Origin of the sequence: Lentzea tibetensis (assembly GCF_007845675.1) — a bacterium.
In the GTDB taxonomy this organism is placed as follows: Bacteria; Actinomycetota; Actinomycetes; order Mycobacteriales; family Pseudonocardiaceae; genus Lentzea; species Lentzea tibetensis.
The window spans coordinates 134502-155852 of the sequence record NZ_VOBR01000001.1 but is presented as its reverse complement, the minus strand read 5'-3'; the positions used below and the strand labels follow the sequence as shown (position 1 = coordinate 155852).

At 69.9% G+C, this 21351-nt stretch carries 22 protein-coding genes; 10 read left to right on the top strand and 12 right to left on the bottom strand.

Annotation, left to right across the window (positions count from 1 at the left end; translation table 11 throughout):
• Positions 1 to 33: 33 nt before the first annotated feature.
• Positions 34 to 1515, bottom strand: a complete 1482-nt coding sequence (locus FKR81_RS00680; RefSeq protein ID WP_146348902.1) for a FadD3 family acyl-CoA ligase — start codon at positions 1513 to 1515, stop codon at positions 34 to 36.
• A 53-nt stretch (positions 1516 to 1568) separates the two neighbouring features.
• On the opposite strand from FKR81_RS00680, the gene FKR81_RS00675 reads away from it, so the two are divergent.
• The 4 genes from FKR81_RS00675 to FKR81_RS00660 are packed head-to-tail and all read left to right on the top strand — an operon-like array spanning position 1569 to position 5249.
• Positions 1569 to 2717, top strand: coding sequence for an acyl-CoA dehydrogenase family protein (locus tag FKR81_RS00675; RefSeq protein ID WP_407936492.1), 1149 nt, complete (start codon positions 1569 to 1571; stop codon positions 2715 to 2717).
• Positions 2714 to 3475 (top strand): SDR family oxidoreductase, encoded by a 762-nt coding sequence (locus tag FKR81_RS00670; protein WP_146348901.1) that lies wholly within the window; start codon positions 2714 to 2716, stop codon positions 3473 to 3475. Before FKR81_RS00675 ends, FKR81_RS00670 begins: the two co-directional genes overlap by 4 nt.
• Before the next feature lie 14 nt (positions 3476 to 3489).
• Positions 3490 to 4083, top strand: coding sequence for a TetR/AcrR family transcriptional regulator (locus tag FKR81_RS00665; protein WP_146348900.1), 594 nt, complete (start codon positions 3490 to 3492; stop codon positions 4081 to 4083).
• An 11-nt stretch (positions 4084 to 4094) separates the two neighbouring features.
• Positions 4095 to 5249: an acetyl-CoA C-acetyltransferase gene (locus FKR81_RS00660; protein ID WP_146348899.1), complete on the top strand. Its 1155-nt coding sequence runs from the start codon at positions 4095 to 4097 to the stop codon at positions 5247 to 5249.
• Here FKR81_RS00660 and FKR81_RS00655 read toward each other — a convergent pair.
• The 4 genes from FKR81_RS00655 to FKR81_RS00640 are packed head-to-tail and all read right to left on the bottom strand — an operon-like array spanning position 5230 to position 8575.
• On the bottom strand, positions 5230 to 6282 hold the full coding sequence (locus FKR81_RS00655) for an NAD(P)H-dependent flavin oxidoreductase (protein WP_146348898.1): 1053 nt from the start codon (positions 6280 to 6282) through the stop codon (positions 5230 to 5232). The two genes, FKR81_RS00660 and FKR81_RS00655, sit on opposite strands and share 20 nt — an antisense overlap.
• On the bottom strand, positions 6279 to 6992 hold the full coding sequence (locus tag FKR81_RS00650; RefSeq protein ID WP_146348897.1) for a CoA-transferase subunit beta: 714 nt from the start codon (positions 6990 to 6992) through the stop codon (positions 6279 to 6281). Before FKR81_RS00650 ends, FKR81_RS00655 begins: the two co-directional genes overlap by 4 nt.
• Positions 6985 to 7827: a CoA transferase subunit A gene (locus tag FKR81_RS00645; RefSeq protein WP_146348896.1), complete on the bottom strand. Its 843-nt coding sequence runs from the start codon at positions 7825 to 7827 to the stop codon at positions 6985 to 6987. The genes FKR81_RS00650 and FKR81_RS00645 overlap by 8 nt, the downstream gene beginning before the upstream one ends.
• Positions 7802 to 8575 carry an enoyl-CoA hydratase family protein gene (locus FKR81_RS00640; RefSeq protein WP_146348895.1) on the bottom strand — a complete coding sequence of 258 codons (774 nt, stop codon included), beginning with the start codon at positions 8573 to 8575 and terminating at the stop codon, positions 7802 to 7804. The genes FKR81_RS00645 and FKR81_RS00640 overlap by 26 nt, the downstream gene beginning before the upstream one ends.
• A gap of 64 nt (positions 8576 to 8639) precedes the next feature.
• Here FKR81_RS00640 and FKR81_RS00635 point away from each other — a divergent pair, with 64 nt between their 5' ends.
• Both FKR81_RS00635 and FKR81_RS00630 read left to right on the top strand, forming a co-directional pair.
• Positions 8640 to 9419, top strand: coding sequence for an SDR family oxidoreductase (locus FKR81_RS00635; protein ID WP_146348894.1), 780 nt, complete (start codon positions 8640 to 8642; stop codon positions 9417 to 9419).
• Positions 9416 to 10279, top strand: a complete 864-nt coding sequence (locus FKR81_RS00630) for an SDR family oxidoreductase (RefSeq protein WP_146348893.1) — start codon at positions 9416 to 9418, stop codon at positions 10277 to 10279. Before FKR81_RS00635 ends, FKR81_RS00630 begins: the two co-directional genes overlap by 4 nt.
• A gap of 1 nt (position 10280) precedes the next feature.
• Here FKR81_RS00630 and FKR81_RS00625 read toward each other — a convergent pair whose 3' ends face one another.
• Both FKR81_RS00625 and FKR81_RS00620 read right to left on the bottom strand, forming a co-directional pair.
• Positions 10281 to 10646, bottom strand: coding sequence for a hypothetical protein (locus tag FKR81_RS00625; protein ID WP_146348892.1), 366 nt, complete (start codon positions 10644 to 10646; stop codon positions 10281 to 10283).
• A gap of 122 nt (positions 10647 to 10768) precedes the next feature.
• Entirely contained in the window at positions 10769 to 11899 is a 1131-nt protein-coding gene (locus tag FKR81_RS00620; protein WP_146348891.1) for a steroid 3-ketoacyl-CoA thiolase, read from the bottom strand.
• Between the two features lie 137 nt (positions 11900 to 12036).
• Here FKR81_RS00620 and FKR81_RS00615 point away from each other — a divergent pair, with 137 nt between their 5' ends.
• Positions 12037 to 13263, top strand: a complete 1227-nt coding sequence (locus FKR81_RS00615) for a cytochrome P450 (RefSeq protein WP_146348890.1) — start codon at positions 12037 to 12039, stop codon at positions 13261 to 13263.
• Between the two features lie 499 nt (positions 13264 to 13762).
• On the opposite strand, the gene FKR81_RS00610 is transcribed toward FKR81_RS00615, so the two are convergent.
• From FKR81_RS00610 to FKR81_RS00590, 5 genes are read right to left on the bottom strand one after another with little or no spacing between them, the layout of a single operon-like run.
• Positions 13763 to 14200, bottom strand: coding sequence for a nuclear transport factor 2 family protein (locus FKR81_RS00610; RefSeq protein WP_235921166.1), 438 nt, complete (start codon positions 14198 to 14200; stop codon positions 13763 to 13765).
• A gap of 12 nt (positions 14201 to 14212) precedes the next feature.
• Complete coding sequence (locus tag FKR81_RS00605) at positions 14213 to 15070, bottom strand: TIGR03619 family F420-dependent LLM class oxidoreductase (RefSeq protein ID WP_146348889.1); 858 nt, start codon at positions 15068 to 15070, stop codon at positions 14213 to 14215.
• On the bottom strand, positions 15067 to 16215 hold the full coding sequence (locus FKR81_RS00600; protein WP_146348888.1) for a thiolase domain-containing protein: 1149 nt from the start codon (positions 16213 to 16215) through the stop codon (positions 15067 to 15069). Before FKR81_RS00600 ends, FKR81_RS00605 begins: the two co-directional genes overlap by 4 nt.
• Positions 16215 to 17282: a thiolase domain-containing protein gene (locus tag FKR81_RS00595; protein WP_146348887.1), complete on the bottom strand. Its 1068-nt coding sequence runs from the start codon at positions 17280 to 17282 to the stop codon at positions 16215 to 16217. Before FKR81_RS00595 ends, FKR81_RS00600 begins: the two co-directional genes overlap by 1 nt.
• A 10-nt stretch (positions 17283 to 17292) precedes the next feature.
• Positions 17293 to 18237 carry a Zn-ribbon domain-containing OB-fold protein gene (locus FKR81_RS00590; RefSeq protein ID WP_235921165.1) on the bottom strand — a complete coding sequence of 315 codons (945 nt, stop codon included), beginning with the start codon at positions 18235 to 18237 and terminating at the stop codon, positions 17293 to 17295.
• Between the two features lie 46 nt (positions 18238 to 18283).
• On the opposite strand from FKR81_RS00590, the gene FKR81_RS00585 reads away from it, so the two are divergent.
• Genes FKR81_RS00585 through FKR81_RS00575 form a run of 3 tightly spaced genes read left to right on the top strand, consistent with a single transcriptional unit; the run spans position 18284 to position 21346 of the window.
• Positions 18284 to 19339, top strand: a complete 1056-nt coding sequence (locus FKR81_RS00585; protein WP_146348886.1) for an LLM class F420-dependent oxidoreductase — start codon at positions 18284 to 18286, stop codon at positions 19337 to 19339.
• A 29-nt stretch (positions 19340 to 19368) separates the two neighbouring features.
• Complete coding sequence (locus FKR81_RS00580) at positions 19369 to 20898, top strand: acyl-CoA synthetase (RefSeq protein ID WP_146348885.1); 1530 nt, start codon at positions 19369 to 19371, stop codon at positions 20896 to 20898.
• Positions 20891 to 21346: a pyridoxamine 5'-phosphate oxidase family protein gene (locus tag FKR81_RS00575; protein WP_146348884.1), complete on the top strand. Its 456-nt coding sequence runs from the start codon at positions 20891 to 20893 to the stop codon at positions 21344 to 21346. Before FKR81_RS00580 ends, FKR81_RS00575 begins: the two co-directional genes overlap by 8 nt.
• The last annotated feature ends 5 nt before the right edge of the window (positions 21347 to 21351 follow it).

The window sequence follows — 21351 nt, the reverse complement described above, 5'->3', positions numbered from 1 at the left end:
GCGCCTCCACGGCGAAGAGTATGTCGGCGCGTCTCACACGTTCTCCTTGCGCAGCAGGTGTTTCACGACCTTGCCGCCCGCGTTGCGGGGCAGGCTCGGGTGGAACTCGACCAGCCGGGGCACCTTGTAGTTGGCCAGCCGTTCGCGGCAGAACTCGACCACGGTCTCAGCGGACAGCGAGTGGCCCGGCGAGATCACCACGTGTGCGACGCCGACCTCGCCGAGCCGCGCGTCCGCGACCCCGACCACGGCCGACTCCGCCACACCGGGCAACCGGGCCAGCACCTGCTCGACCTCCGCCGGGTACACGTTGAAGCCGCCGCAGATGTACATGTCCTTCAGCCGGCCCGTGATGGTCAGGTAGCCGCGGTCGTCGATGCTCCCGACGTCCCCGGTGTGCAGCCAGCCGCCGGTCTGCACGGCCGCCGCGGTGGCTTCGAGGTCGTCGAGGTAGCCGAGCATCACGTTCGGGCCGCGCAGCAGGACCTCGCCCTTCTCGCCGAGTCGCAGCTCGAAACCGGCCGTCGGAGCGCCGCACGTGTGCGCCACGGTCGAGGCGTCGTCGGACGGGCGGCACATCGTCGCCACCACGGCCTCGGTCAGCCCGTACGCCGTGAGCACGGTGGAGAAGCTGAGCTCCTGCTGCATGCGTTCGACCAAGACGACCGGTACGACCGCCGCGCCGGTCACCGCGAGCCGCAGGCTCGACAGGTCGTGCGACGAGCGCTCGGGGTGGTCGAGCATGGTCTGGTAGATGGTCGGCGGGCCGGGGAGCACGGTGATCCGCTCGCGTTCGACCAGCCGCATCGTCTCCGCCACGTCGAACACCGGCTGCGGCACGATCGTGGCGCCGCGCAGCAGGCACGCCAGTATCCCGGCCTTGTAGCCGAAGCTGTGGAAGAACGGGTTGACGATCAGGTAGCGGTCGTCGGCCGTCAGTTCACCGCACGACGCCCACGCCTCGGCCACGCCGAGCGACTGCCGGTGCGCGCTCATCGCGCCCTTGCTCCGCCCGGTCGTGCCGGACGTGAACAGGATGTCGCTCAGCTGGTCCGGGTTGATCGGAGGCAGCTCGGCGGTGGAGTCCGGCCAGTCGGCCGGCAGCGGCACGATGATCTCCGGCAGCCTCGCACCGGTCGCGCGGAGATCGGCGAGCCGGTCGACGCCGAGGAACGGGCCCACGACGATCAACGCACGGGCGTGGCTCCGGTGCAGGACGTCCAGCGTCTCTTCGGCGGTGAACCGGGTGTTGATCGGCACCAGCACCGCTCCCGCGTGCAGCGCGCCGAGCGCGGAGGTCACCCAGTGACGGCTGTTGGGAGCGAGGAGCGCGACTCGGTCGCCCGGCCGGACGCCCAGCGCGACGAGCCCGCGCGCGGCCACGAGGACCTGCGCGCGCAGCTCGGTGTAGCTGAGCCGGATCTCGCCGTCCACCAACGCTTCCGCGTCGCCGTAGAGCGTCGCCGCGCGTTCGAGCGCGACTGTAACCGTTTGCCTGCTTGGATCGAGGTCCACGACAACCTCCAAAGCAAGTGCTTGGTCGGGTAGCCTACGCAGGTGACCGTCCGTTGACCAGAGCGCGGGAGGTGAGCGTGGATTTCCGGGCCGAGGTGCGGGAGTGGTTGTCCGCCAATCTGGTCGGCGAGTTCGCGGAGCTGCGCGGTCTCGGTGGTCCTGGCCGCGAGCACGAGGCGTTCGACCTCCGGCTGCGCTGGGACCGGCACCTGGCGAAGCACCGCTGGACGTGCCTGAGCTGGCCTGCGGAGTACGGCGGCCGCGCTCTCCCGCTGGAACAGCAGGTCGTGTTCCACGAGGAGTACGCGCTGGCCGCGGCGCCCGCCCGCGTGAACCACCTCGGCGAGGAGCTGCTCGGGCCCACGATCCTGAAGTTCGGCACGCCCGAGCAGCGGCAGCGGTTCCTGCCGAAGATCGCGGCGGTCGACGAGCTGTGGTGCCAGGGCTACTCCGAGCCGGGCGCGGGCTCGGACCTGGCCTCGGTGAGCACGAAGGCCGTGCTCGACGGCGACGAGTGGGTGATCACCGGCCAGAAGGTGTGGACGTCGTTCGCGCACCTCGCCGACTGGTGCTTCGTCGTCGCCCGCACCGAACCCGGTTCGGCGCGGCACGCGGGACTGTCGTACCTGTTGGTGCCGATGCGCCAGGAGGGCGTGCGGGTGCGGCCGATCCGGCAGCTGACCGGCACGTCCGAGTTCAACGAGGTGTTCTTCGACGGCGCCCGCACCGCGCGGGAGAACGTCGTCGGCGCGGTCGGCGACGGCTGGCGGATCGCCATGGCCACGCTGGGGTTCGAGCGCGGTGTCGCGACGCTCGGCCAGCAGGTCGGGTTCCGCAGGCAGCTCGACGGCATCGCCGCGCTGGCGGGCGACGACCCCGATCCGGTGCTGCGCGAGCGGCTGACCAGGGCGCGGATCGAGCTCCACGTCATGCGTTCGCACGCGCTCCGCACGCTCGGCGCCCCGCCGGGCCCGGACTCGTCCGTGGCGAAGCTGCTGTGGGCAGGCTGGCACCGCAGGCTCGGTGAGCTGGCGATGGACGTGATCGGCGCGTCGTCGATGGTCGCGTCACCCGAGCTGGACGGGTGGCAGCGGATGTTCCTGTTCAGCCGCGCGGACACGATCTACGGCGGGTCCGACGAGGTCCAGCGCAACATCGTGGCCGAGCGGATCCTCGGCCTGCCCAGGGAGGCACGCGCATGACGCAGGCACACGACCTGCTCGCGGACAAGGTCGTCGTGGTCACCGCGGCCGCCGGGACCGGCATCGGCTCGGCGACCGCGCGGAGGTGCCTCGAAGAGGGCGCGACCGTCGTGATCAGCGACTGGCACGAACGACGGCTCGGCGAGACGCAGGCCGAGCTGGCGTCCGACCACGGCGACCGGGTGTTCGCGATCCCGGCGGACGTGACGGACGAGCAGCAGGTGCAGAACCTGGTCAGCGGCGCGGTCGAGCGGTGCGGCCGAATCGACGTGATGGTCAACAACGCCGGTCTCGGCGGCGAGAAGTCGGTGCTGGACATGACCGACGACGAGTGGTCGCGGGTGCTGGACGTGACGCTCAACGGCACCTTCCGCTGCACCAGGGCGGTGCTGCGGCAGATGGTCGAGCAGCGCAGCGGCGTGGTGGTCAACAACTCGTCGGTCGTCGGCTGGCGCGCGCAACGCGGCCAGGCGCACTACGCGGCGGCCAAGGCCGGGGTGATGGCGTTCACCCGTTGCGCCGCAATGGACGTGGCAGAGCACGGCATTCGGGTGAACGCGGTGGCGCCGAGCTTGGCGGCGCACCCGTTCTTGACCAAGGTCACCAGTGAGGAGCTGTTGACCGAGCTGGCGTCCCGGGAGGCATTCGGGCGCGCCGCCGAGCCGTGGGAGGTCGCGAATGTGATCGTGTTCCTCGCCAGCGACTACTCGTCGTACCTGACGGGTGAGGTCGTGTCGGTGAGCAGTCAGCATCCCTGAGGAAGGAAGACGGCATGAGTGGGCGCAGGTCCGAGTTGCTCGCGCTGGCGGCGGAGATGTTCGCCGAGCGGGGTTTCGGGCAGACCACCGTCCGGGACATCGCGGACGCCGCGGGCATCCTGTCCGGCAGCCTCTACCACCACTTCGACTCGAAGGAGTCGATGGTCGACGAGATCCTGCGAACCTTCCTCGACGAGCTCTTCGGCCGCTACCAGGAGGTCGTGGACGCCAAGCTGGGGCCGAGGGCGACGCTGGACGAGATCGTCGTCGCGTCGTTCGAGGCCATCGACCACCGGCACGCCGAGGTCGCGATCTACCAGCACGAGTCCAAGCACCTGGCCCAGTTCGAGCGGTTCTCCTACCTGCACGACCGCAACGTGGAGTTCCGCAAGCTGTGGACCGTGCTGCTCGAGGACGGCGTCCGCGCCGGCGTGTTCCGCGCCGACCTCGACGTCGACCTCGTCTACCGCTTCATCCGCGACACGGTGTGGGTCGCCGTCGGCTGGTACCGGCCGGGTGGCGCGCTGTCCGCGCGCGCCGTGGCCGAGCAGTACCTCTCGATCCTGCTCGACGGCATCTCGACCAGGCGCCGGAGGACCAAGAAATAGGAGGAGTACCCGTGTCCGAGGCGTACATCATCGAGGCTGTGCGGACACCGGCGTGCAGGCGCAACGGCGCGCTGAGCCACCTGCACCCGGCCGACCTCGGCGCTCACGTGATCACCGCGCTGCTCAACCGGGTCACCGTCGACCCGACCGACGTCGACGACGTGATCTTCGGGTGCGTGGACACGATCGGGCCGCAGGCCGGTGACATCGCGCGAACGGCCTGGCTCGCCGCCGGTTTCCCCGAGCAGGTGCCCGGCGTGACCGTCGACCGGCAGTGCGGGTCGAGCCAGCAGGCGCTGCACTTCGCGGCGCAGGCCGTCATGAGCGGCACTGCGGACTTCGTGGTCGCCGGCGGGGTGCAGAGCATGAGCCGCATCCCGATCGGCGCGGCGATGACCGCCGGTGCGGAGTTCGGCTTCGCCACGCCGGTCGCCGGGTGCGAGGGCTGGGAGCACCGCTACGGCGACGAGGAGATCTCCCAGTTCCGCGCGGCCGACCTGATCGCGACGCGGTGGGCGTTGTCCCGCGAGGCGATGGAGGAGTTCGCGTACACCAGCCACATGCGGGCCATCACGGCCATCAAGGAGGGCCGCTTCGACCGCGAGATCGCGCCGGTCGACGGGGTGGCGCAGGACGAGTGCCCGCGCATGGACACCAGCCTGGAGAAGATGGCGTCGCTCCAGCCGTTGCGGCCGGGCGGCCGGACCACCGCCGCGCTGGCCAGCCAGATCTCCGACGGCGCGAGCGCGGTGCTCGTGGCGTCGGAACGCGCGGTGCGCGAGCACCGGCTGACGCCGCGGGCACGGGTGCACCACCTGTCCGCGCGCGGCGGTGACCCGATCTACATGCTCACCGCGCCGATCAGGGCCACCAGGTACGCGCTCGACCGCGCGGGCATGGACATCTCGGACATCGACCTGTTCGAGGTCAACGAGGCGTTCGCGAGCGTCGTGCTGGCGTGGGCGAAGGAGACCGGCGCGCCGCTGGACCGGGTCAACGTCAACGGGGGAGCGATCGCGCTCGGCCACCCGATCGGCGCGACCGGCACCAAGCTGTCCACGACCCTGCTGCACGAGCTGGAGCGCACCGGTGGCCGGTACGGGCTGCAGACCATGTGCGAGGGAGGCGGTCAGGCCAACGTGACCATCATCGAACGACTCGGCTGAGGTTGGCGATGATCTTCTCCGCTTCCTCGACCACACCGGTGATCAGGTCCGCGCACGTCGGCAGGTCGTCGAGCATGCCGACGACCTGACCGGACGCGAGCACACCGGCGTCGGTGCGGCCCTCGACCAGTCCGGAGCGCAGCAGCATCGGGGTGTTCGCGGCCATGATGACCTGCGACCACCGCAGGTCCCTGCCGTGCCGCATGGCCATGCCCTCGCGGATCATGGCGAGCCAGGACAACCCGGTGTGCCTGCGGAACCGCGCCGCGTTCGCCACCGCGCGCACCAGGCCGCTGATCCGGCCCGCGTGTTCGAGGTGCTCGACGAGCTCGGTGCGCAGCACGCGGTGCGGCATGCCGTCGACGCGCGTGGTCACGACCGTGCCGTCGAGTCCCTTGTCCAAATAGGATCGCTTGACGGCGTCCGGCACGGTGCTCTCCTGCGTCAGCAGGAACCGGGTGCCCATCGCGATGCCCGCTGCTCCATATGCGAGCGCCGCGGCCAGCCCGCGTCCGTCGAAGAAGCCGCCTGCCGCGATCACCGGGATGTCGACGGCGTCGAGGACGCTCGGCAACAGCAACGTCGTCGCGACGCCGCCGGTGTGCCCGCCGCCCTCGCCGCCCTGCACGATCACGGCGTGCGCGCCCCACCCGGCGACCTTCTCCGCGTGCCTGGCCGCGCCGATGGACGGGATGACGACGACACCGGCGTCGCTGAGCCTGCTGATCATCTCCCGCTTCGGCGCGAGCGCGAAGGAGGCCACCCGCACCTTCTCGCGGATCAGCAGCTCGACGCGCTCGGCCGCGTCCGTCGCGTCGGCGCGCAGGTTGACGCCGAACGGGTTGCGCGTGCGTTGCTTGGTCTCCTTGATGGCGGCTTCGAGCTCGGGGTAGCTCATCGTGGCCGACGCGAGGATGCCGAGACCGCCCGCTTCCGCGGTGGCGGCGACCAGGCGTGGCCCGGCGACCCAGCCCATGCCCGTCTGCACGACCGGGTGCCGCACGCCGACGAGCTCGGTGAGCGCGGTCTTCATTCGCGCACTTCCCTGTCCCGTTTGCCCGCTGGGTCGAGCACGGTGCGCAGCAGGTCCAGCTCCTCGTCGGTCGGCAGCCTCGTCTCGCCGACGTCGTCGTGGTGCAGCGGGAACCCGGTCTGGCTCAGCACGTCCTCGACCTCGACGCCGGGGTGCACGGACACGATGCGCATCGAGTGGTCGGCGGTGCCGAAGTCCAGCACCGCGAGGTTCGTGACGACGCGGTGCAGGTCGTGGAACGGCCCGACGGCGTTGTCGTAGCCCACACCGGAGATCACGTCGACCGCCTCGACGAACACGCGCGGGCCGTGCTTCGGGACCCAGTAGCTGGTCCGGTGGTTGATCGTGTTGCCGGGCGCGCCGCGGAACCCGAGCAACTGCCGCGTCGGCTTGCCGTGGTCGCCGATGCACGAGATGTTCTGGTTGCCGAACCGGTCGATCTGGTTCGCACCCATCACCACGTGCCTGCGGCCGTGCGCGACGACGTCGAACACCTTCCGGTACGGCAGCCAGCCCTCCACAGTGGACTCACTGGTGAGCAGGAACGCTTCGCCGTCGGACAGCAGCAGGTCTGGCTCAGTGGTCAGCCTGGCCAGCCGCGCGCCGAGCGACGGGAGCAGGCCCATCGGGCTGGCCAGCGTCTCGCCCGCGCCCGCGAACAGGTCCGCGCACGCGGCCGCGCAGACCTCGGCCCTCGTCACGTCACCCATGCGCCATCTCCAGGTAGTCGGCCTCGGTTCCGGACAGGAACCGGTCGACGAAGCCCGGCCACTTCTCCGGATCGCTCGCGGCCTCGGCGTAGCGCCGCTGGAACTCCTCGTCGCGCCCGTAGTCCGGGACGCAGCTGGTGAAGTGCGCGCCACCCGGCGTCTCGACGACGCCGTCGACCATCAACCGGTTGAGCAGCAACGTCTGCACCGGTGCGTCGGCGGTCAGGTCGGCGGTGTCGACGATGCGCTCGCACGAGACGTACCGCTTCTTCGCGGCCAGGCAGAACAGGTCGTCGAAGTACGGGTCGGGGCCGAGGTACTGGGCGTTGCCGTGCCGGTCCGCGCGGTTGAGGTGCACGAGTGCGGCGTCCAGGTGCAGCGCGGGCATCGCGACCAGCTCCTCGCCGTCGTACGGCGAGCGCACCGTGCGCAGTCCGGGTGCCAGGCGCAGGACGTCCGAACCGAGCCCGGCGCGGATCGGCAGGAACGGCAACCGGTGCCCGGCCGCGCGCAGGCCGCACTGGAACATGCCCTCGTCGAGCTCGAGCACGTCGATCGATGCGGTTTCCCTGGCGCGCCGGAACAACGGGTCGTAGGCGATGGTGTCGAGGCTGACGAACCCGTAGACGAGCTTGCGCACCTTGCCCGCCGCGCACAGCAGCCCGACGTCCGGTCCGCCGTACGACACGACGGTGAGGTCCTTGAGCGGCGATCGGAGCATCGCGCGGACGAGTGCCATCGGCTTGCGCCGAGATCCCCAGCCGCCGATGCCGATCGTCATGCCGTCGTGCAGCTCGGCGACGACCTCGTCAGGTGTCATTCGCTTGTCGCGCATTGGCCTTTCCCCCGTTGAGGAACGCCTGCCGGGCGTCGTCGGACACGCCGGTCAGGTTGAGCTCGAAGGTGAATCCCTGCTCGAAGCGGTAGCTGTGGTGCACCGCCTGCGCGTCGATGCCGTTGATGGCCTCCTTGGCGCGGCGGATGACCCTGGTGTCCTTCGCGGCGATGTCCCGCGCGAGCTCCCGCGCGGCCGCGTCCAGCTCGTCGCGGCGGACGACCTGGTAGACGCTGCCGTGGTGGTGCAACGCCTGCGCGCCGATCGAGCGCGCGGTGTAGTACAACGCGCGCATCAGGTGTTGCGGCACGAGTCGCGCCAGGTGGGTCGCCGCGCCCAGCGCGCCGCGATCCACCTCGGGCAGGCCGAACGTCGCATCATCCGACGCCACCACGACATCCGCGTTGCCGACCAGGCCGACGCCTCCGCCGAGGCAGAACCCGTGCACCGCGGCGATGACCGGCACCGCGCAGTCGTACACGGCGCCGAACGCCCTTGCGCAGCCCCGGTTCGCGGCGAGCAGGGCCTCGTGCCCCGTCGCGCGCTGGATCTCCTTGAGGTCGACGCCCGCGCAGAACCCGCGGTTCTCGGCCCTGAGGATGACCACGCGCGTGTCCGGGTCGTCACCGGCCTTCGTGATCGCGTCGGCGATGTCGAACCAGCCCTGCGCGGGCACCGCGTTCACCGGCGGGTAGTCGATGGTCACCTCGACGAGGCCGTTTTCGGTGTGGCTGCTGGAGATTCCCATTGGGCCGCCTTCCGAACCAAGCGATTGCTTGGTAACTTACCAGTGCGTGAGCGACCAGGGGTAGGTGTGCGTGGAACTCGACCTCGAGGGAGCAGTCGTCCTGGTGACGGGCGGAGTGCGCGGCGTGGGAGCAGGGATCAGCCGCGCGTTCGTCCGCGCCGGAGCCGTTGTGGTGACGTGCGCCCGGCGTGAGTCGGAGGTGCCCGGCACCTCGTTCCTGCCGTGCGACGTGCGGGACGCCGAGCAGGTCTCCGAGCTGATGTCGACCGTCGTGTCGCGGCACGGCCGGGTGGACGTGCTGGTGAACAACGCGGGCGGCGCGCCCTACGCGTCCGCTGCGACGGCGTCGCCGCGGTTCCACCAGAAGGTCGTCGAGCTGAACCTGCTCGCGCCGCTGCTGGTGTCGCAGGCCGCGAACGCCGTGATGCAGCAACAGCCTTCCGGCGGGGCCATCGTGATGGTGTCGAGCGTCAGCGCTCGTCGCCCGTCGCCGGGCACCGCGGCCTATGGAGCGGCGAAGGCCGGCCTGGACAACCTGACCGCGTCGCTCGCCGTCGAGTGGGCGCCCAAGGTGCGGGTGAACTCGCTGAACGTGGGGATGGTGCGGACGGAGCAGTCGCATCTGCACTACGGCAACGAAGAAGGCATCGCCGCCGTGGCGCGAACGGTGCCGTTGGGCCGATTGGCCTCACCGGACGACATCGGCGGGTGCGCGGTGTTCCTCGCCTCGCCGCTGGCGTCCTACGTCAGCGGCGCCACGTTGCTGGTGCACGGCGGGGGAGAGGTGCCCGCCTTCCTGGCCGCGTCCAACGCCGCGTCAAACTCGGAAGAGGAGCCGTCGTGAGCCTGTGCGTGGACCGCGTTGTCATCGTGACCGGAGCGGGCCGCGGCATCGGCCGCGCGCACGCGCTGGCGTTCGCCGAGGCCGGGGCTCGGGTCGTCGTGAACGACCTGTCACCAGGTCCCGCCGCCGAGGTCGCCGCCGAGATCGGTTCCGCCGCGGTGGTGAACACCGACGACGTCGGCACGTGGGCCGGCGCCGGTCGGCTGGTCAACACCGCGCTGCAGGCGTTCGGCGGGCTGGACGTGCTGGTCAACAACGCGGGCTTCGTGCGCGACCGGATGCTCGTCAACCTCGGCGAGGACGAGTGGGACGAGGTCGTGCGGGTGCACCTGAAGGGGCACTTCGCGCCGCTGCACCACGCGGCCGCGCACTGGCGTGCGACGCAGAAGGCCGGTGGAGCGGTGTCCGGACGGGTCATCAACACCAGTTCCGGCGCTGGGCTGTTCGGCAGCGTCGGTCAGGTCAACTACTCCGCAGCCAAGGCCGGTATCGCCGCGATGACCTTGGTGGCGGCCGCTGAGCTGGCGCGTTACGGCATCACGGTGAACGCCATCGCGCCCGCGGCCCGCACCCGGATGACGGAACAGGTGTTCGCCTCGACGATGGCCGCGCCGGACGGCGGGTTCGACGAGATGGCGCCGGAGAACGTGTCACCGCTGGTGGTGTGGCTGGCGAGTGAGGAAGCCGGTGACGTGACGGGGCGGATGTTCGAGGTCGACGGCGGCCGGATCTCGGTCGCGCAGGGCTGGCAGCACGGCGCCGTGGTGGACAAGGGCGCGCGCTGGGAGCCGTCCGAGCTGGGGCCGGTGGTGCGCAAGCTGTTGGCTGACGACCACCAGGTCCCCGTCTACGGAGCCTGACCTACCAAGGCCACTGCGACGCGATGTCCTCCGGCCGGGTACCCGGCTGGACCACGAACACGCGCGCCGCGCTGTCGTCGAACACGAACACCGGACCGGCGACCACGGTCAGCGCGCACGCCGCGTGCAGGACTGCCCTGCCGGACGGCTTGCGGAACGACACCGTTTCCACGGGCGTGCCCGCGCGCAGCACCGCGTCCCCTTCCGCGTGGAAGCTGACTTCACCTAGGTCGAGACCCTTGCACGTGGCCGGATCCGGACAGGTTGGCAGTCTGGCCGCGAGGTCTCGCACCTCGAACCACGGAGTGCCGTGGCACTTGGCGTCCGTGAGCGCGGCGAGCACGTCCACGACGAGAGGAAGCGGCACCGGGGCTGGCAACTGTTCTGGAACGCCACGCGAAAAGGTGGCCGAGCGCGCCCAATCCAGCTCGGCCAAGTGCAAGGGCGCGACGTACACCGACGAGCTCATGGGGCGACACTCTGCCAGAGTCAAATCCGCTCGATGATGGTGCCCGTCGCGAGTGCGCCCCCGGCGCACATCGTGATGAGTGCGGTGGTGGCGTCACGGCGCTCCAACTCGTGCAGCGCGGTGGTGATGAGGCGGGTTCCGGTGCTGCCCACCGGATGGCCCAACGCGATCGCGCCACCGTTGACGTTGACCTTGTCGAGGTCTGGTCGATGCACGCCCGCCCAGGACAGGACAACGCTCGCGAACGCCTCGTTGACCTCGAACAGGTCTACGTCACCGATCTTCATCCCGCTGCGCTCCAGCACTCTGGCGGTCGCGTCGACCGGCCCGTCGAGGTGGTAGTACGGATCCGAACCGACGAGGCACTGCGCCACGATGCGCGCCCGCGGCCGCAACCCGTGCGCGCGCGCCCAGTCCGCGTCCGCGACCATCACGGCCGATGCGCCGTCCGAGATCTGCGACGACGTGCCCGCCGAGTGCACGCCGTCCTCCAGCACCGGTTTGAGGCCCGCGAGCGACTCGAGGCTCGTCTCCCTGAGCCCCTGGTCGCGTTCGACCAACTGGTCGCCGACCTTCACCGGTATGACCTCGCGGGTGAAGTGTCCGGCCTCCCACGCACGGGCGGCCCGCACCTGCGAGCGCACGCCGAACCGGTCGACCTCCTCGCGCCCGATGCCGCGCCGCGCCGCGATCCGTTCCGCCGCAACGAACTGGTTGGGCAGGTCGATCGTCCACGACTCGGGCCGCGGCATCCCCGCGTCACCGCCGACGTTGCTGCGCAAGGGAACCCGGCTCATGGCCTCGACCCCGCAGGCGATGCCGACGTCGATCGCGCCGGTGGCGATGAGCCCGGCGACCAGGTGCGTCGACTGCTGCGCCGACCCGCACTGGCAGTCCACGGTCATGCAGCCGGTGGCGTGCGGCAGCCCCGCGTGCAGCCAGGCGGTCCGGGTGATGTTGTTCGACTGCTCGCCCGCCTGCGTCACGCTCCCACCGATGACCTGCTCGACGCACGACGCGTCGATTCCGGTGCGATCGACCAGCCCGCGCTGCGCCGCACCGAGCAGTTCGGCGGCGTGCAGCCCCGACAACCACCCGTTGCGCTTGCCGATCGGCGTGCGCACCGCCTCCACGATCACCGGGCTGCCCACGTGGGTCTCCTCTCACCGCGCCAAGACCAGAATTAGAACACGTTCTTGACCTGAACAGCGATCGCCTGTCCAGCCCTTCAAACATGAGCGAACCTGTGCTTGAATCCACTAGAACGTGTTACACATCGGAGGTAGCCGTGAGCATGCCGCGCATTCCGGATGGCTTCGACTTCACCGACCCCGACATGTACGCGCAGCGACTACCGCTCGACGAGTTCGCCGAACTCCGCCGCACCGCGCCCGTGTGGTGGCACCCCAAGCCCGCCGGGTCGGGCGGGTTCTCGGACGAGGGCTTCTGGGTCGTCTCCCGGCACGCGGAGGTCAAGGAGGTGTCGCGCAACAGCGACGTCTACTCCAGCTGGGAGAACACGGCGATCATCCGGTTCCAGGACGACATGCCGCGCGACCGCATCGAGATGCAGCGTCTCCTGCTGCTCAACATGGACCCGCCCACGCACACCAAGCTGCGCGGCATCGTGTCCCGCGGCTTCACCCCGAAGGCGATCAACAACCTGCAGGCCGCACTGAACGCGCGTGCCGAGGGAATCGTCACCGAGGCGCTGGAGCGGGGCAGCGGGGACTTCGTGTCCGACGTCGCGTGCGAGCTGCCGCTGCAGGCGATCGCCGAGCTGATCGGCATCCCCCAGGACGACCGCCGCAAGATCTTCGACTGGTCCAACCAGATGATCTCCTACGACGACCCCGACTTCGTCGGCGAGCCGCTCGAGGCCGCAACCGAGCTGCTCGGCTACTCGTGGACCATGGCCGAGGACCGGCGCGGCTGCCCGCGCGACGACATCGTCACCAAGCTGGTTCAGGCCGATGTGGACGGTGCAGGCCTGGCGTCGGAGGAGTTCGGCTTCTTCGTGCTGCTGCTGGCGGTAGCCGGGAACGAGACGACCCGCAACGCCATCTCACACGGGATGAAGGCGTTCCTCGACCACCCCGACCAGTGGGAGCTGTTCAAGGCCACGCGGCCCAAGACGGCTGCTGACGAGATCGTTCGCTGGGCCACTCCGGTCGTGTCGTTCCAGCGCACCGCGCTGGAGGACACGGTTCTGGGCGGGATGGAGATCAAGCAGGGGCAGCGGGTCGGGCTGTTCTACTCGTCCGCGAACTTCGACGAGGACGTCTTTGAGGCGCCGGAGAAGTTCGACATCACGCGGGACCCCAACCCGCATCTGGGGTTCGGTGGTAGTGGGACGCACTTCTGTCTCGGGGCCAACCTCGCTCGGCTCGAGATCGACCTGATCTTCAACGCCATTGCCGACCACATGCCCAACATCCGGCAGGCTGCCGAGCCTCGGCGGTTGCGGTCCGGGTGGCTGAACGGGATCAAGGAGTTTCAGGTCCACTACGCCTGATTGCGGCTTTGCGGTGTGAGGTGGGGAGGGGCTCGCGGATCACCAGAGGTGGCCACATCGAAAAGTCCCCGTCAAGGCGGAAAAGCTGCCTTGACGGGGACTTTTCGATGTGGCAAGGCTGCGCCTGATCCGCGAGCCCCTCCCCACCCCGGCCCTTCGGATGCTTGGGATCGTTCGGCTGCCGGTTTGGGTTGTGGGGCCGCGCCCGGTTGGCAGTGCGAGGGTTGGGAGTGCGGCGGGCGCTCTTTTCTTTTGGTACCTGCTGGTTTCGTCGTGCCCCCTTGGTTCCTGCCTGTGCCGTCGTGCCCACCACGCAACCGCCGGTTGGGCAGGTGACCACCGCACTTCCGGCACGAGCTCAAAGAAGGAGCGCCCGCCGCATTGCCGACTTCCGCACTGCCCAACGGGTGCGGCCCCCGAGCACAAACCGGCAGCCGAATGATCAGAACAAACTTCCCCGCCCACACCGAGAACCCAAGCCCCGCATCACCGGCAGGCATCAGACCTGCCGGAGAGTGGCCATCGCCCGGTCGGTCTCCCAGAACGCACGCATCGACTTGATCAGGCCGTCGGGCCCCACGCGGTAGACGAACACGCCCTCGGTGTCGACGCGATGCCCGCCGGGCAGGAACGCGCTGATGGTCCCGACGTTGGCGACCTCGTCCCCAGCGGCGAACGAGTCGTGCATGGCGAACTCGAACCGTTCCGCCAGCGCGATGGCCTTGTCCCAGAAGGCGGACAGCCCGTCGTGCCCGTGGTGTCCGGACCCGTCCGGCGAGAACATCGACGGACCTACCGGGTCCTCGACGACGCCATCAGCGGCGAACAGCGCGAGCCACTCGTCCTTCGCCCCGCGGGTGACCGCGTCCATGGAGCGCCAGGAGGCGACGCGCGCCGGCGTCTCGGTTTGTGAGGCCGTCCAGGTGATCGCGGTCAAGGGAGTGCTCCTCTACAGGCGGTTGATGACCTCGTCGGCGAACCGGCGGATGCCGTCCTTCTTCGCCTGCAGGGGACCGTCGAAGCCGACGCCGTAGAACAGCCACGGCACCACGATCGCGTCGGTCACGCCGATGTCCGCCAGCTGGCGGTAGCCGTCCAGGCCGAAGCGGTCGATGCACACCGCCTGGATCTCGAACGGCTTGTCGAAGGCTCCCAGCTCGTCCAAGCGGGTGATGGTCGAGCGCAGGTCGGCGAACTTGATCATTGCTGACGTCCAGCCGTCGCCCACGCGGGCGGCGCGGCGGAGGGCTGCGGGGCTGTGGCCGCCGATGTAGAGGGGGACTGGAGCGGACGGGGCCGGGCTCATCTGCAAGCGATCGAAGTCGAAGAACGAGCCGTGGTACTCCACCATGCCGCCGCCGAGCACCAGGCGCAGGACGTCGATCATCTCGTCGACGCGTTTGCCTCGATCGGCGAACGGTGCGCCGCACCACTCGAACTCCTCCGGGGCCCAGCCGAGGCCGACGCCCAGGCCGAAGCGGTTGCCGATCATGTTCGCCACCGAACCCACCTGCCTCGCGAGGAGCAAGGGGTTGCGGGAACCCAGCTTCAGCACCTGGGTGTAGAAGCGGATGTGCGAGGTGACGGCGCCCATGGCGGCGGCGGCGACCATCGGGTCGACCCACGGGGTGTCCTCGTTCCACATGCGGGAACCGTCGGGGGTGTAGGGGTACTCGGCGGACACCTTCTCCGAGTAGAACAGGGAGTCCGGTAGTGCGATCGACGAGTAGCCCCACTCCTCGGCGGTGCGGGCCAGCTCGGTCAGTTGGTCCAGTGGGCTCATGGCGATGCCCAGGGTGAACTTCATGGCTTCTCCGAACTGACGACCCACATCGCGAAGAACTGGGAACCGCCGCCGTACGCGTGGCCCAGGGCAACCCGCGCGCGGTCGACCTGGTGGTCGCCCGCGCGGCCCATCACCTGCATCGCCGCCTCGGCGAAGCGGAGCATGCCCGACGCGCCGATCGGGTTCGACGACAGGACGCCGCCGCTCGGGTTCACCGGGAGGCGGCCGCCGATCTCGGTCTCGCCCGCCTCGGTCAGTTTCCAGCCCTGACCGACGTCGGTGAAACCCAGGTTCTCCAGCCACATCGGTTCGAACCACGAGAACGGCACGTAGATCTCGGCCACGTCCACTTCGGACAGCGGATCGCGGATGCCAGCCTGCTTCCACAGCGCGTGCGCGGCGTCCTGGCCCGCCTGCGGGTTGACCTGGTCGCGGCCCGCGAACGTCGTCGGCTCGGTGCGCATCGCCGTCGCGTGGATCCACGCGGGTTGGCCAGTGGTAGCCGATGAGGAGATGACGACCGCGCAGGCGCCATCGGAGGAGGGGCACGTCTCGTCGTAGCGGATCGGGTCCCACAGCATGGCCGAGGCCTGCACGGACTCGAGGGTGATGTCGGGCTGGCGCAGGTGGGCGTAGGGGTTGCGGCTGCCGTTGCGGCGATCCTTCACCGCGACCATCGCGCCGATGTGCTCGGGAGCGCCCGCGCGGCGGATGTACGAGCGGACGTGCGGGGCGAAGTAGCCGCCCGCGCCCGCGTGCACCGGCATGGTGAACGGGGTGGGCACGGACAGCGCCCACATCGCGTTCGACTCGGACTGCTTCTCGAACGCCACCGCCAGCACGCGCTGGTGCACACCAGACCTGACCAGACTGGCGGCGACGTTCGCCGTCGAGCCGCCGACGGAACCCGCGGTGTGCACGCGGAGCAGCGGTTTGCCGTTGGCGCCCAACGCGTCGGCCAGGAACAGTTCGGGCATCATCACGCCCTCGAACAGGTCCGGCGCCTTGCCCACCACCACCGCGTCGATGTCCGGCCAGTCCACGCCCGCGTCGGCCATCGCGCGGTCCACCGCCTCGCGGCAGAGACCGGCCATCGACACGTCCAGGCGCTTCGCGGCGTGGTGGGTCTGGCCGGTGCCGACCACCGCCGCCAGTTGCACGGCCATCAGTCCCGTCCTTCCATGACGCAGACCAGGTTCTGCTGCAGCAGCGGCCCGCTGGTCGCGTGCCCGAGCACGCGTTCCGCCTCGCCCGACAGCACCCGCCGAGCGGCCTCACCGATCCGCGCCAGACCGGCCGCGAACATCGGGTTGCCGCACAACGCGCCGCCGGACGGGTTGACCTTCACCTCGTCGCCTAGCCCCAGCGCCTGGCGCAACAACAGCTCCTGGTGCGTGAACGGCGCGTGCAACTCGGCCACGTCGATGCGATCGGCGCCAGCGGCCTTGCCCGCGGCCACGGCCGACGCGGACGTGGTGAGGTCGCGGCCACCCAGCGACGGCGAGTCGACGCGGTGCTCGAAACCGGTGATCCACGCGGGTCGCGAACACAGCTCGCGCGCGCGGTCACCGGCCGCCAGCACGATCGTTGCCGCGCCGTCGGTGATCGGCGCGCAGTCGTGCCGTCGCAACGGATCCGCGAGGTAGGGCTCAGCCAGCAACGACTCCACGTCCACCGCACCCGAGAACTGCGCCAGCGGGTTCGACATCGCGTCCGCGCGGCTGCGCGCGGCGACCTCGGCCATCGCGCGCTCGCTCCACAGACCGCTCTCGATGCCCATCCGCGCCTGGATGCCCGCCAGCCCGATCGAGTCCGGCCACAGCGGTGTCACCAGGTACGGGTCGAGCTGCATCGCGAGCACCCGGCGCAGCTGGCCCGCCGACGACTTGCCGAAGCCGTACACGAGCGCGGTCTCCGCCTCGCCGGTCAGCAGCTTCACGTACGCCTCGTACAACGCCCACGCGGCGTCCATCTCGACGTGCGACTCGACGATCGGCGGGAACGCGCCGATCGCGTCGACGGCCGACACGAACGAGAACGCCCGCCCGGCCAGGTAGTCCGACGAGCCGGAGCACCAGAACCCTATGTCCGTTTTGGACAGACCGAGCCCGCCGAGCACCTCGTGGAAGATGGGCACGAGCATCTCGACACCGTTGGTGGTGCCGGTGGTGCTGCGCACGCACGGTGTCTGCGCGAATCCGACGATGGCGATTTCTGGAGCGCTGTTGGGCACACCGACCTCCTCACAGGTGCTGGGAATAGGTGTCGAACGACGCGTCCGGCTCACCGGATGGGCGGAAGTGGTCGATGTTCTGCATCGTCGGACCCCACTCCTCGCGGGGTTTCCACACCGCCTCGACGCGCATGCCCATCCGCACCTCGTCGGCCGCGCAGCCGAGCACCAGGTGCTGGAACGGGATGTCCGCGCCGTCGAGCAGCACGTACGCCGCGACGTACGGCGGTTTGATCCGCTGGCCGAGGAACGGCACGTTGACGATGCAGAAGGTGGTGACGGTCCCGCGGTCGGGCAGCTCCACCTCGTCGGTGGTCGGCACGCCGTCGGTGGGGCAGGCCGGCCGCGGCGGCACGTAAACCTTGCCGCACGCCGGGCAGCGCTGGCCGAGCAGGCGCCCCTCGATGAGACCGCGCAGGAACGCGCTCTCCACCGGCGAAGCGCTGTGCGTGTAGTGGAGCCGCACCGGCGTGGTGATCATGGTGACCTCGTCGCCGGGGACGGACGGATCGCCCGGCTCGTCGGAGATCTCGAAGCACTCGATGTCGGTGATGGCGCCGACCCGTTCCGCGGCCCAGCGGGCGCGCACCCGCGCTCCGGTGCGCATCTGCTCAGCGGAACCGGCGTCCACGGCGTGCAGCAACGAGGTGTCCGCGCCGTCGAGCTGGATCAACGCCCACGCGAACGGGGTCGAGAGCGGCTGGCCCTCCAGCGGCTCTGCGGCCCACGACCAGCTCCGCACCACACCCGTCGACGCGACGTCCACGTGCTCGGTCAGCGGTTCTGCGGTCACCGGGTCGTACTCCACCGGTGGCACGTGCACCCGGCCGTCCGAGCCGCGCACGCCGGTCACCCTGCGCTGCCGCAGGCCCGTCATGAACCGGCTCAGTGTCGGGCCGAGCGAACGCGTGTAGTCGAAGCCAACCTCGAGCGGCGCACTGAGCGGCTTGGTCACAGATCGAAGTGAAACAGGTTCTCGAAATCGTGGCAAGATGCCAGGTATGAAGCTCGGTCTGCAGCTCGGTTACTGGGGCGCGCGACCGCCCGCCAACGCCCCGGATCTGGTGCGCGCGGCCGAGGAGGCCGGGTTCGACGCGGTGTTCGCGGCGGAGGCGTGGGGATCGGACGCCTTCACCCCGTTGGCGTGGTGGGGTTCTGGCACGTCGCGCGTCCGGTTGGGCACGTCCGTCGTGCAGATGTCGGCCCGCACGCCGGCCGCCTGCGCGATGCACGCGCTCACGCTCGACCACCTGTCCGGTGGCCGGTTCGTGCTGGGACTCGGCGTGTCCGGACCGCAGGTGGTGGAGGGCTGGTACGGCCAGCCGTTCGCCAAACCCCTTGCCAGGACCAGGGAGTACGTCGACATCGTCCGCAAGGTGCTCGCCCGCGAGCAGCCGGTGAGCAACGACGGCCCGCACTATCCGTTGCCGTACCAGGGGCCTGGCGCACTCGGGCTGGGCAAGCCGTTGCGCCCGATCACCCATCCGCTGCGCGCGGACCTGCCCATCTGGCTCGGCGCGGAGGGCCCGAAGAACGTGGCACTGGCCGCGGAGATCGCCGACGGCTGGCTCGCGATCTACTACGCGCCACGGCTCGCACCGATGTACGACGAGTGGCTGGACGAGGGCTTCGGCCGGCCGAACGCGCGCAGGACCAGGGAGAACTTCGAGATCGCCGCGACGTGCCAGGTCGTCGTCACCGACGACGCGCCCGCTGTGCGAGCGCACCTCAAGCCCATGGTCGCTTTGTACATCGGCGGAATGGGCGCGCCGGGCATGAACTTCCACGCCGAGGTCTTCACCCGCATGGGATACGGCGAGGTCGTCGCCGACGTCGGGCGGCTCTACCAGGCGGGCCGCAAGGACGAGGCCGCACAGGCGGTTCCGGACGAACTGGTCGCCGAGATCACCATCGTCGGGACGACGGACGAGGTGCGCGCGGAGGTCGCGCGCTGGGAGGCCGCCGGAGTGTCCACGTTGCTGGTCGGGTGCTGGGACGAGGCGTCGATCCGCGCCGTGGCCGACGCTTGCCATCCAGTGAAACAGGTTCTAATTTGACCTGATGTAGCGACAAGACGGGAGCGCTTGTGACCGGACTCTGGAACATCGCCGCCGCGCACCCCGACCAGTGCGCGCTGGTCGACCCGGACGGCAAGGAGCTCACGTACCGCGAACTGGCGGCGGCGGCTGACCGGTACGGACGCGGCTTGCAGGCCATGGGGCTGGAGCCCGGCGACAGCATCGTGCTGATGCTGCCCAACAGCGCCGAGCTCGTGGCCGTGTACTTCGCCGCGTTGCAGACCGGCCTGTACGTCGTGATGGTCAACTGGCACCTGGTCGGGCCCGAGGTCGCGTACCTCGTGGAGGACAGCGGCGCCAAGGCCTTCATCGCGCACGAGCGCTTCGCCGAGGTCGCCGCGGATGCCGCGGCACGTGCCGGGCTCCCGAGCGAGGCGCGGTTCGCGGTCGGCGAGGTCGCCGGGTTCCAGCCGTTGAGCAGGCTGGGGGAGAACGAGCCGGAGGGACGGCCGGACGTGCGCACGTCCGGTTCGCCGATGCTCTACACCTCGGGCACGACCGGCAGGCCGAAGGGCGTGCGCAGGCCGTTGACCGGGGCCGACCCGGACGTCGTCGCGCCTGCGGCACCGTGGTTCTTCGGCATCTTCGGCATCTTCGGCATCAAGCCGTTCGACGGGCACGTCCACCTGTGCGGATCACCGCTCTACCACACGGCGGTGCTCAACTTCGTCGTCATCTCGATCCAGCTCGGGCACACCGCGGTGCTGATGGACCACTGGAAACCCGAGGAGATGCTGCGGCTGATCGAGCGGTACCGGGTGACGCACAGCCACATGGTGCCGACCCAGTTCCACCGGCTGCTCGCGCTCCCGGACGACGTGCGCTCGCGCTACGACCTGTCGTCGCTGCGCACGATGATCCACGGTGCGGCGCCGTGCCCGATCGAGGTCAAGCGCCGGATGCTCGAGTGGTGGGGCCCGGTCGTGATCGAGTACTACGCGGCGACCGAGGGCGGCGGCACCGCGATCTCCGCCGAGGAGTGGCTGCGCAAACCGGGATCGGTCGGACTGCCGTGGCCGACGTCCGAGGTGAAGATCCTCGCCGAGGACGGCACCGAGCTCGCGCCGGACGAGCGCGGCCTGGTCTACATGCGGATGGGCACCGCGACCTTCGAGTACCACAAGGACGCCGAGAAGACCCGTGCCGCGCGCGTCGGCAACCTGTTCACACTCGGGGATATCGGTTATTTGGACGCAGACGGTTATCTCTTCCTCTGCGACCGCAAGAGCGACATGATCATATCCGGCGGCGTGAACATCTACCCGGCGGAGATCGAGGGTGAGCTCGTGTGCCACCCCAAGGTGGCGGACGTGGCGGTGTTCGGCGTGCCGCATCCCGACTGGGGTGAGGAGATCAAGGCCGTGATCCAGCTCGCGGACGGCGTCGAGCCCGGCGCGGAGCTCACCGAGGAGCTGCTCGCGTTCGCGGGCACGCGACTCGCGAAGTTCAAGCTCCCCAAGTCGATCGACTACGTCGCCGAGCTGCCCCGCGACCCGAACGGCAAGCTGTACAAGCGAAAGCTGCGCGACAATGCGTGAGCACATCCGCATGTCGAAGGCCGAGGTCCACGCGTTCCTGGACGAACAGCGGACGCTGGTCGTGGCGAGCCTCGGCCGCAGCGGCCTGCCGCACCTCGCGCCGATGTGGTTCGCCGTGCTCGACGGCGACATCGTGTTCTGCACGGACCGCAACTCGCAGAAGATCGTGAACCTGCGCCGCGAACCCCGGATGAGCGCACTCGTCGAGAGTGGGGAGGAGTACGGCGACCTGCGCGGCGTTCACATGGAGGGCACCGCCGAGGTCTCCGACGACCCCGCCGTCATCGCGCGCGTGGTCAACGCGGTGGTGGCGCGCAACATCGGCCCGCTCGACGAGTCCGGTCGCGAAGGCATGCGCCACGCGATGTCCAAGCGCGTCGCCGTCCTCTTTCGCCCCACCAAGGTCGTCAGCTGGGACCACCGCAAGATCGCCCTTGCCACCACGTAGATGGA

Excerpts from the sequence above, each read along its gene's own strand:
- FKR81_RS00670 (WP_146348901.1), top strand. The coding sequence starts at position 2,714 with ATGACGCAGGCACACGACCTGCTCGCGGACAAGGTCGTCGTGGTCACC.
- FKR81_RS00665 (WP_146348900.1), top strand. The coding sequence starts at position 3,490 with ATGAGTGGGCGCAGGTCCGAGTTGCTCGCGCTGGCGGCGGAGATGTTC.
- FKR81_RS00655 (WP_146348898.1), bottom strand. The coding sequence starts at position 6,282 with ATGAAGACCGCGCTCACCGAGCTCGTCGGCGTGCGGCACCCGGTCGTG.
- FKR81_RS00650 (WP_146348897.1), bottom strand. The coding sequence starts at position 6,992 with ATGGGTGACGTGACGAGGGCCGAGGTCTGCGCGGCCGCGTGCGCGGAC.
- FKR81_RS00645 (WP_146348896.1), bottom strand. The coding sequence starts at position 7,827 with ATGCGCGACAAGCGAATGACACCTGACGAGGTCGTCGCCGAGCTGCAC.
- FKR81_RS00640 (WP_146348895.1), bottom strand. The coding sequence starts at position 8,575 with ATGGGAATCTCCAGCAGCCACACCGAAAACGGCCTCGTCGAGGTGACC.
- FKR81_RS00605 (WP_146348889.1), bottom strand. The coding sequence starts at position 15,070 with ATGAAGTTCACCCTGGGCATCGCCATGAGCCCACTGGACCAACTGACC.
- FKR81_RS00600 (WP_146348888.1), bottom strand. The coding sequence starts at position 16,215 with ATGGCCGTGCAACTGGCGGCGGTGGTCGGCACCGGCCAGACCCACCAC.
- FKR81_RS00585 (WP_146348886.1), top strand. The coding sequence starts at position 18,284 with ATGAAGCTCGGTCTGCAGCTCGGTTACTGGGGCGCGCGACCGCCCGCC.
- FKR81_RS00575 (WP_146348884.1), top strand. The coding sequence starts at position 20,891 with ATGCGTGAGCACATCCGCATGTCGAAGGCCGAGGTCCACGCGTTCCTG.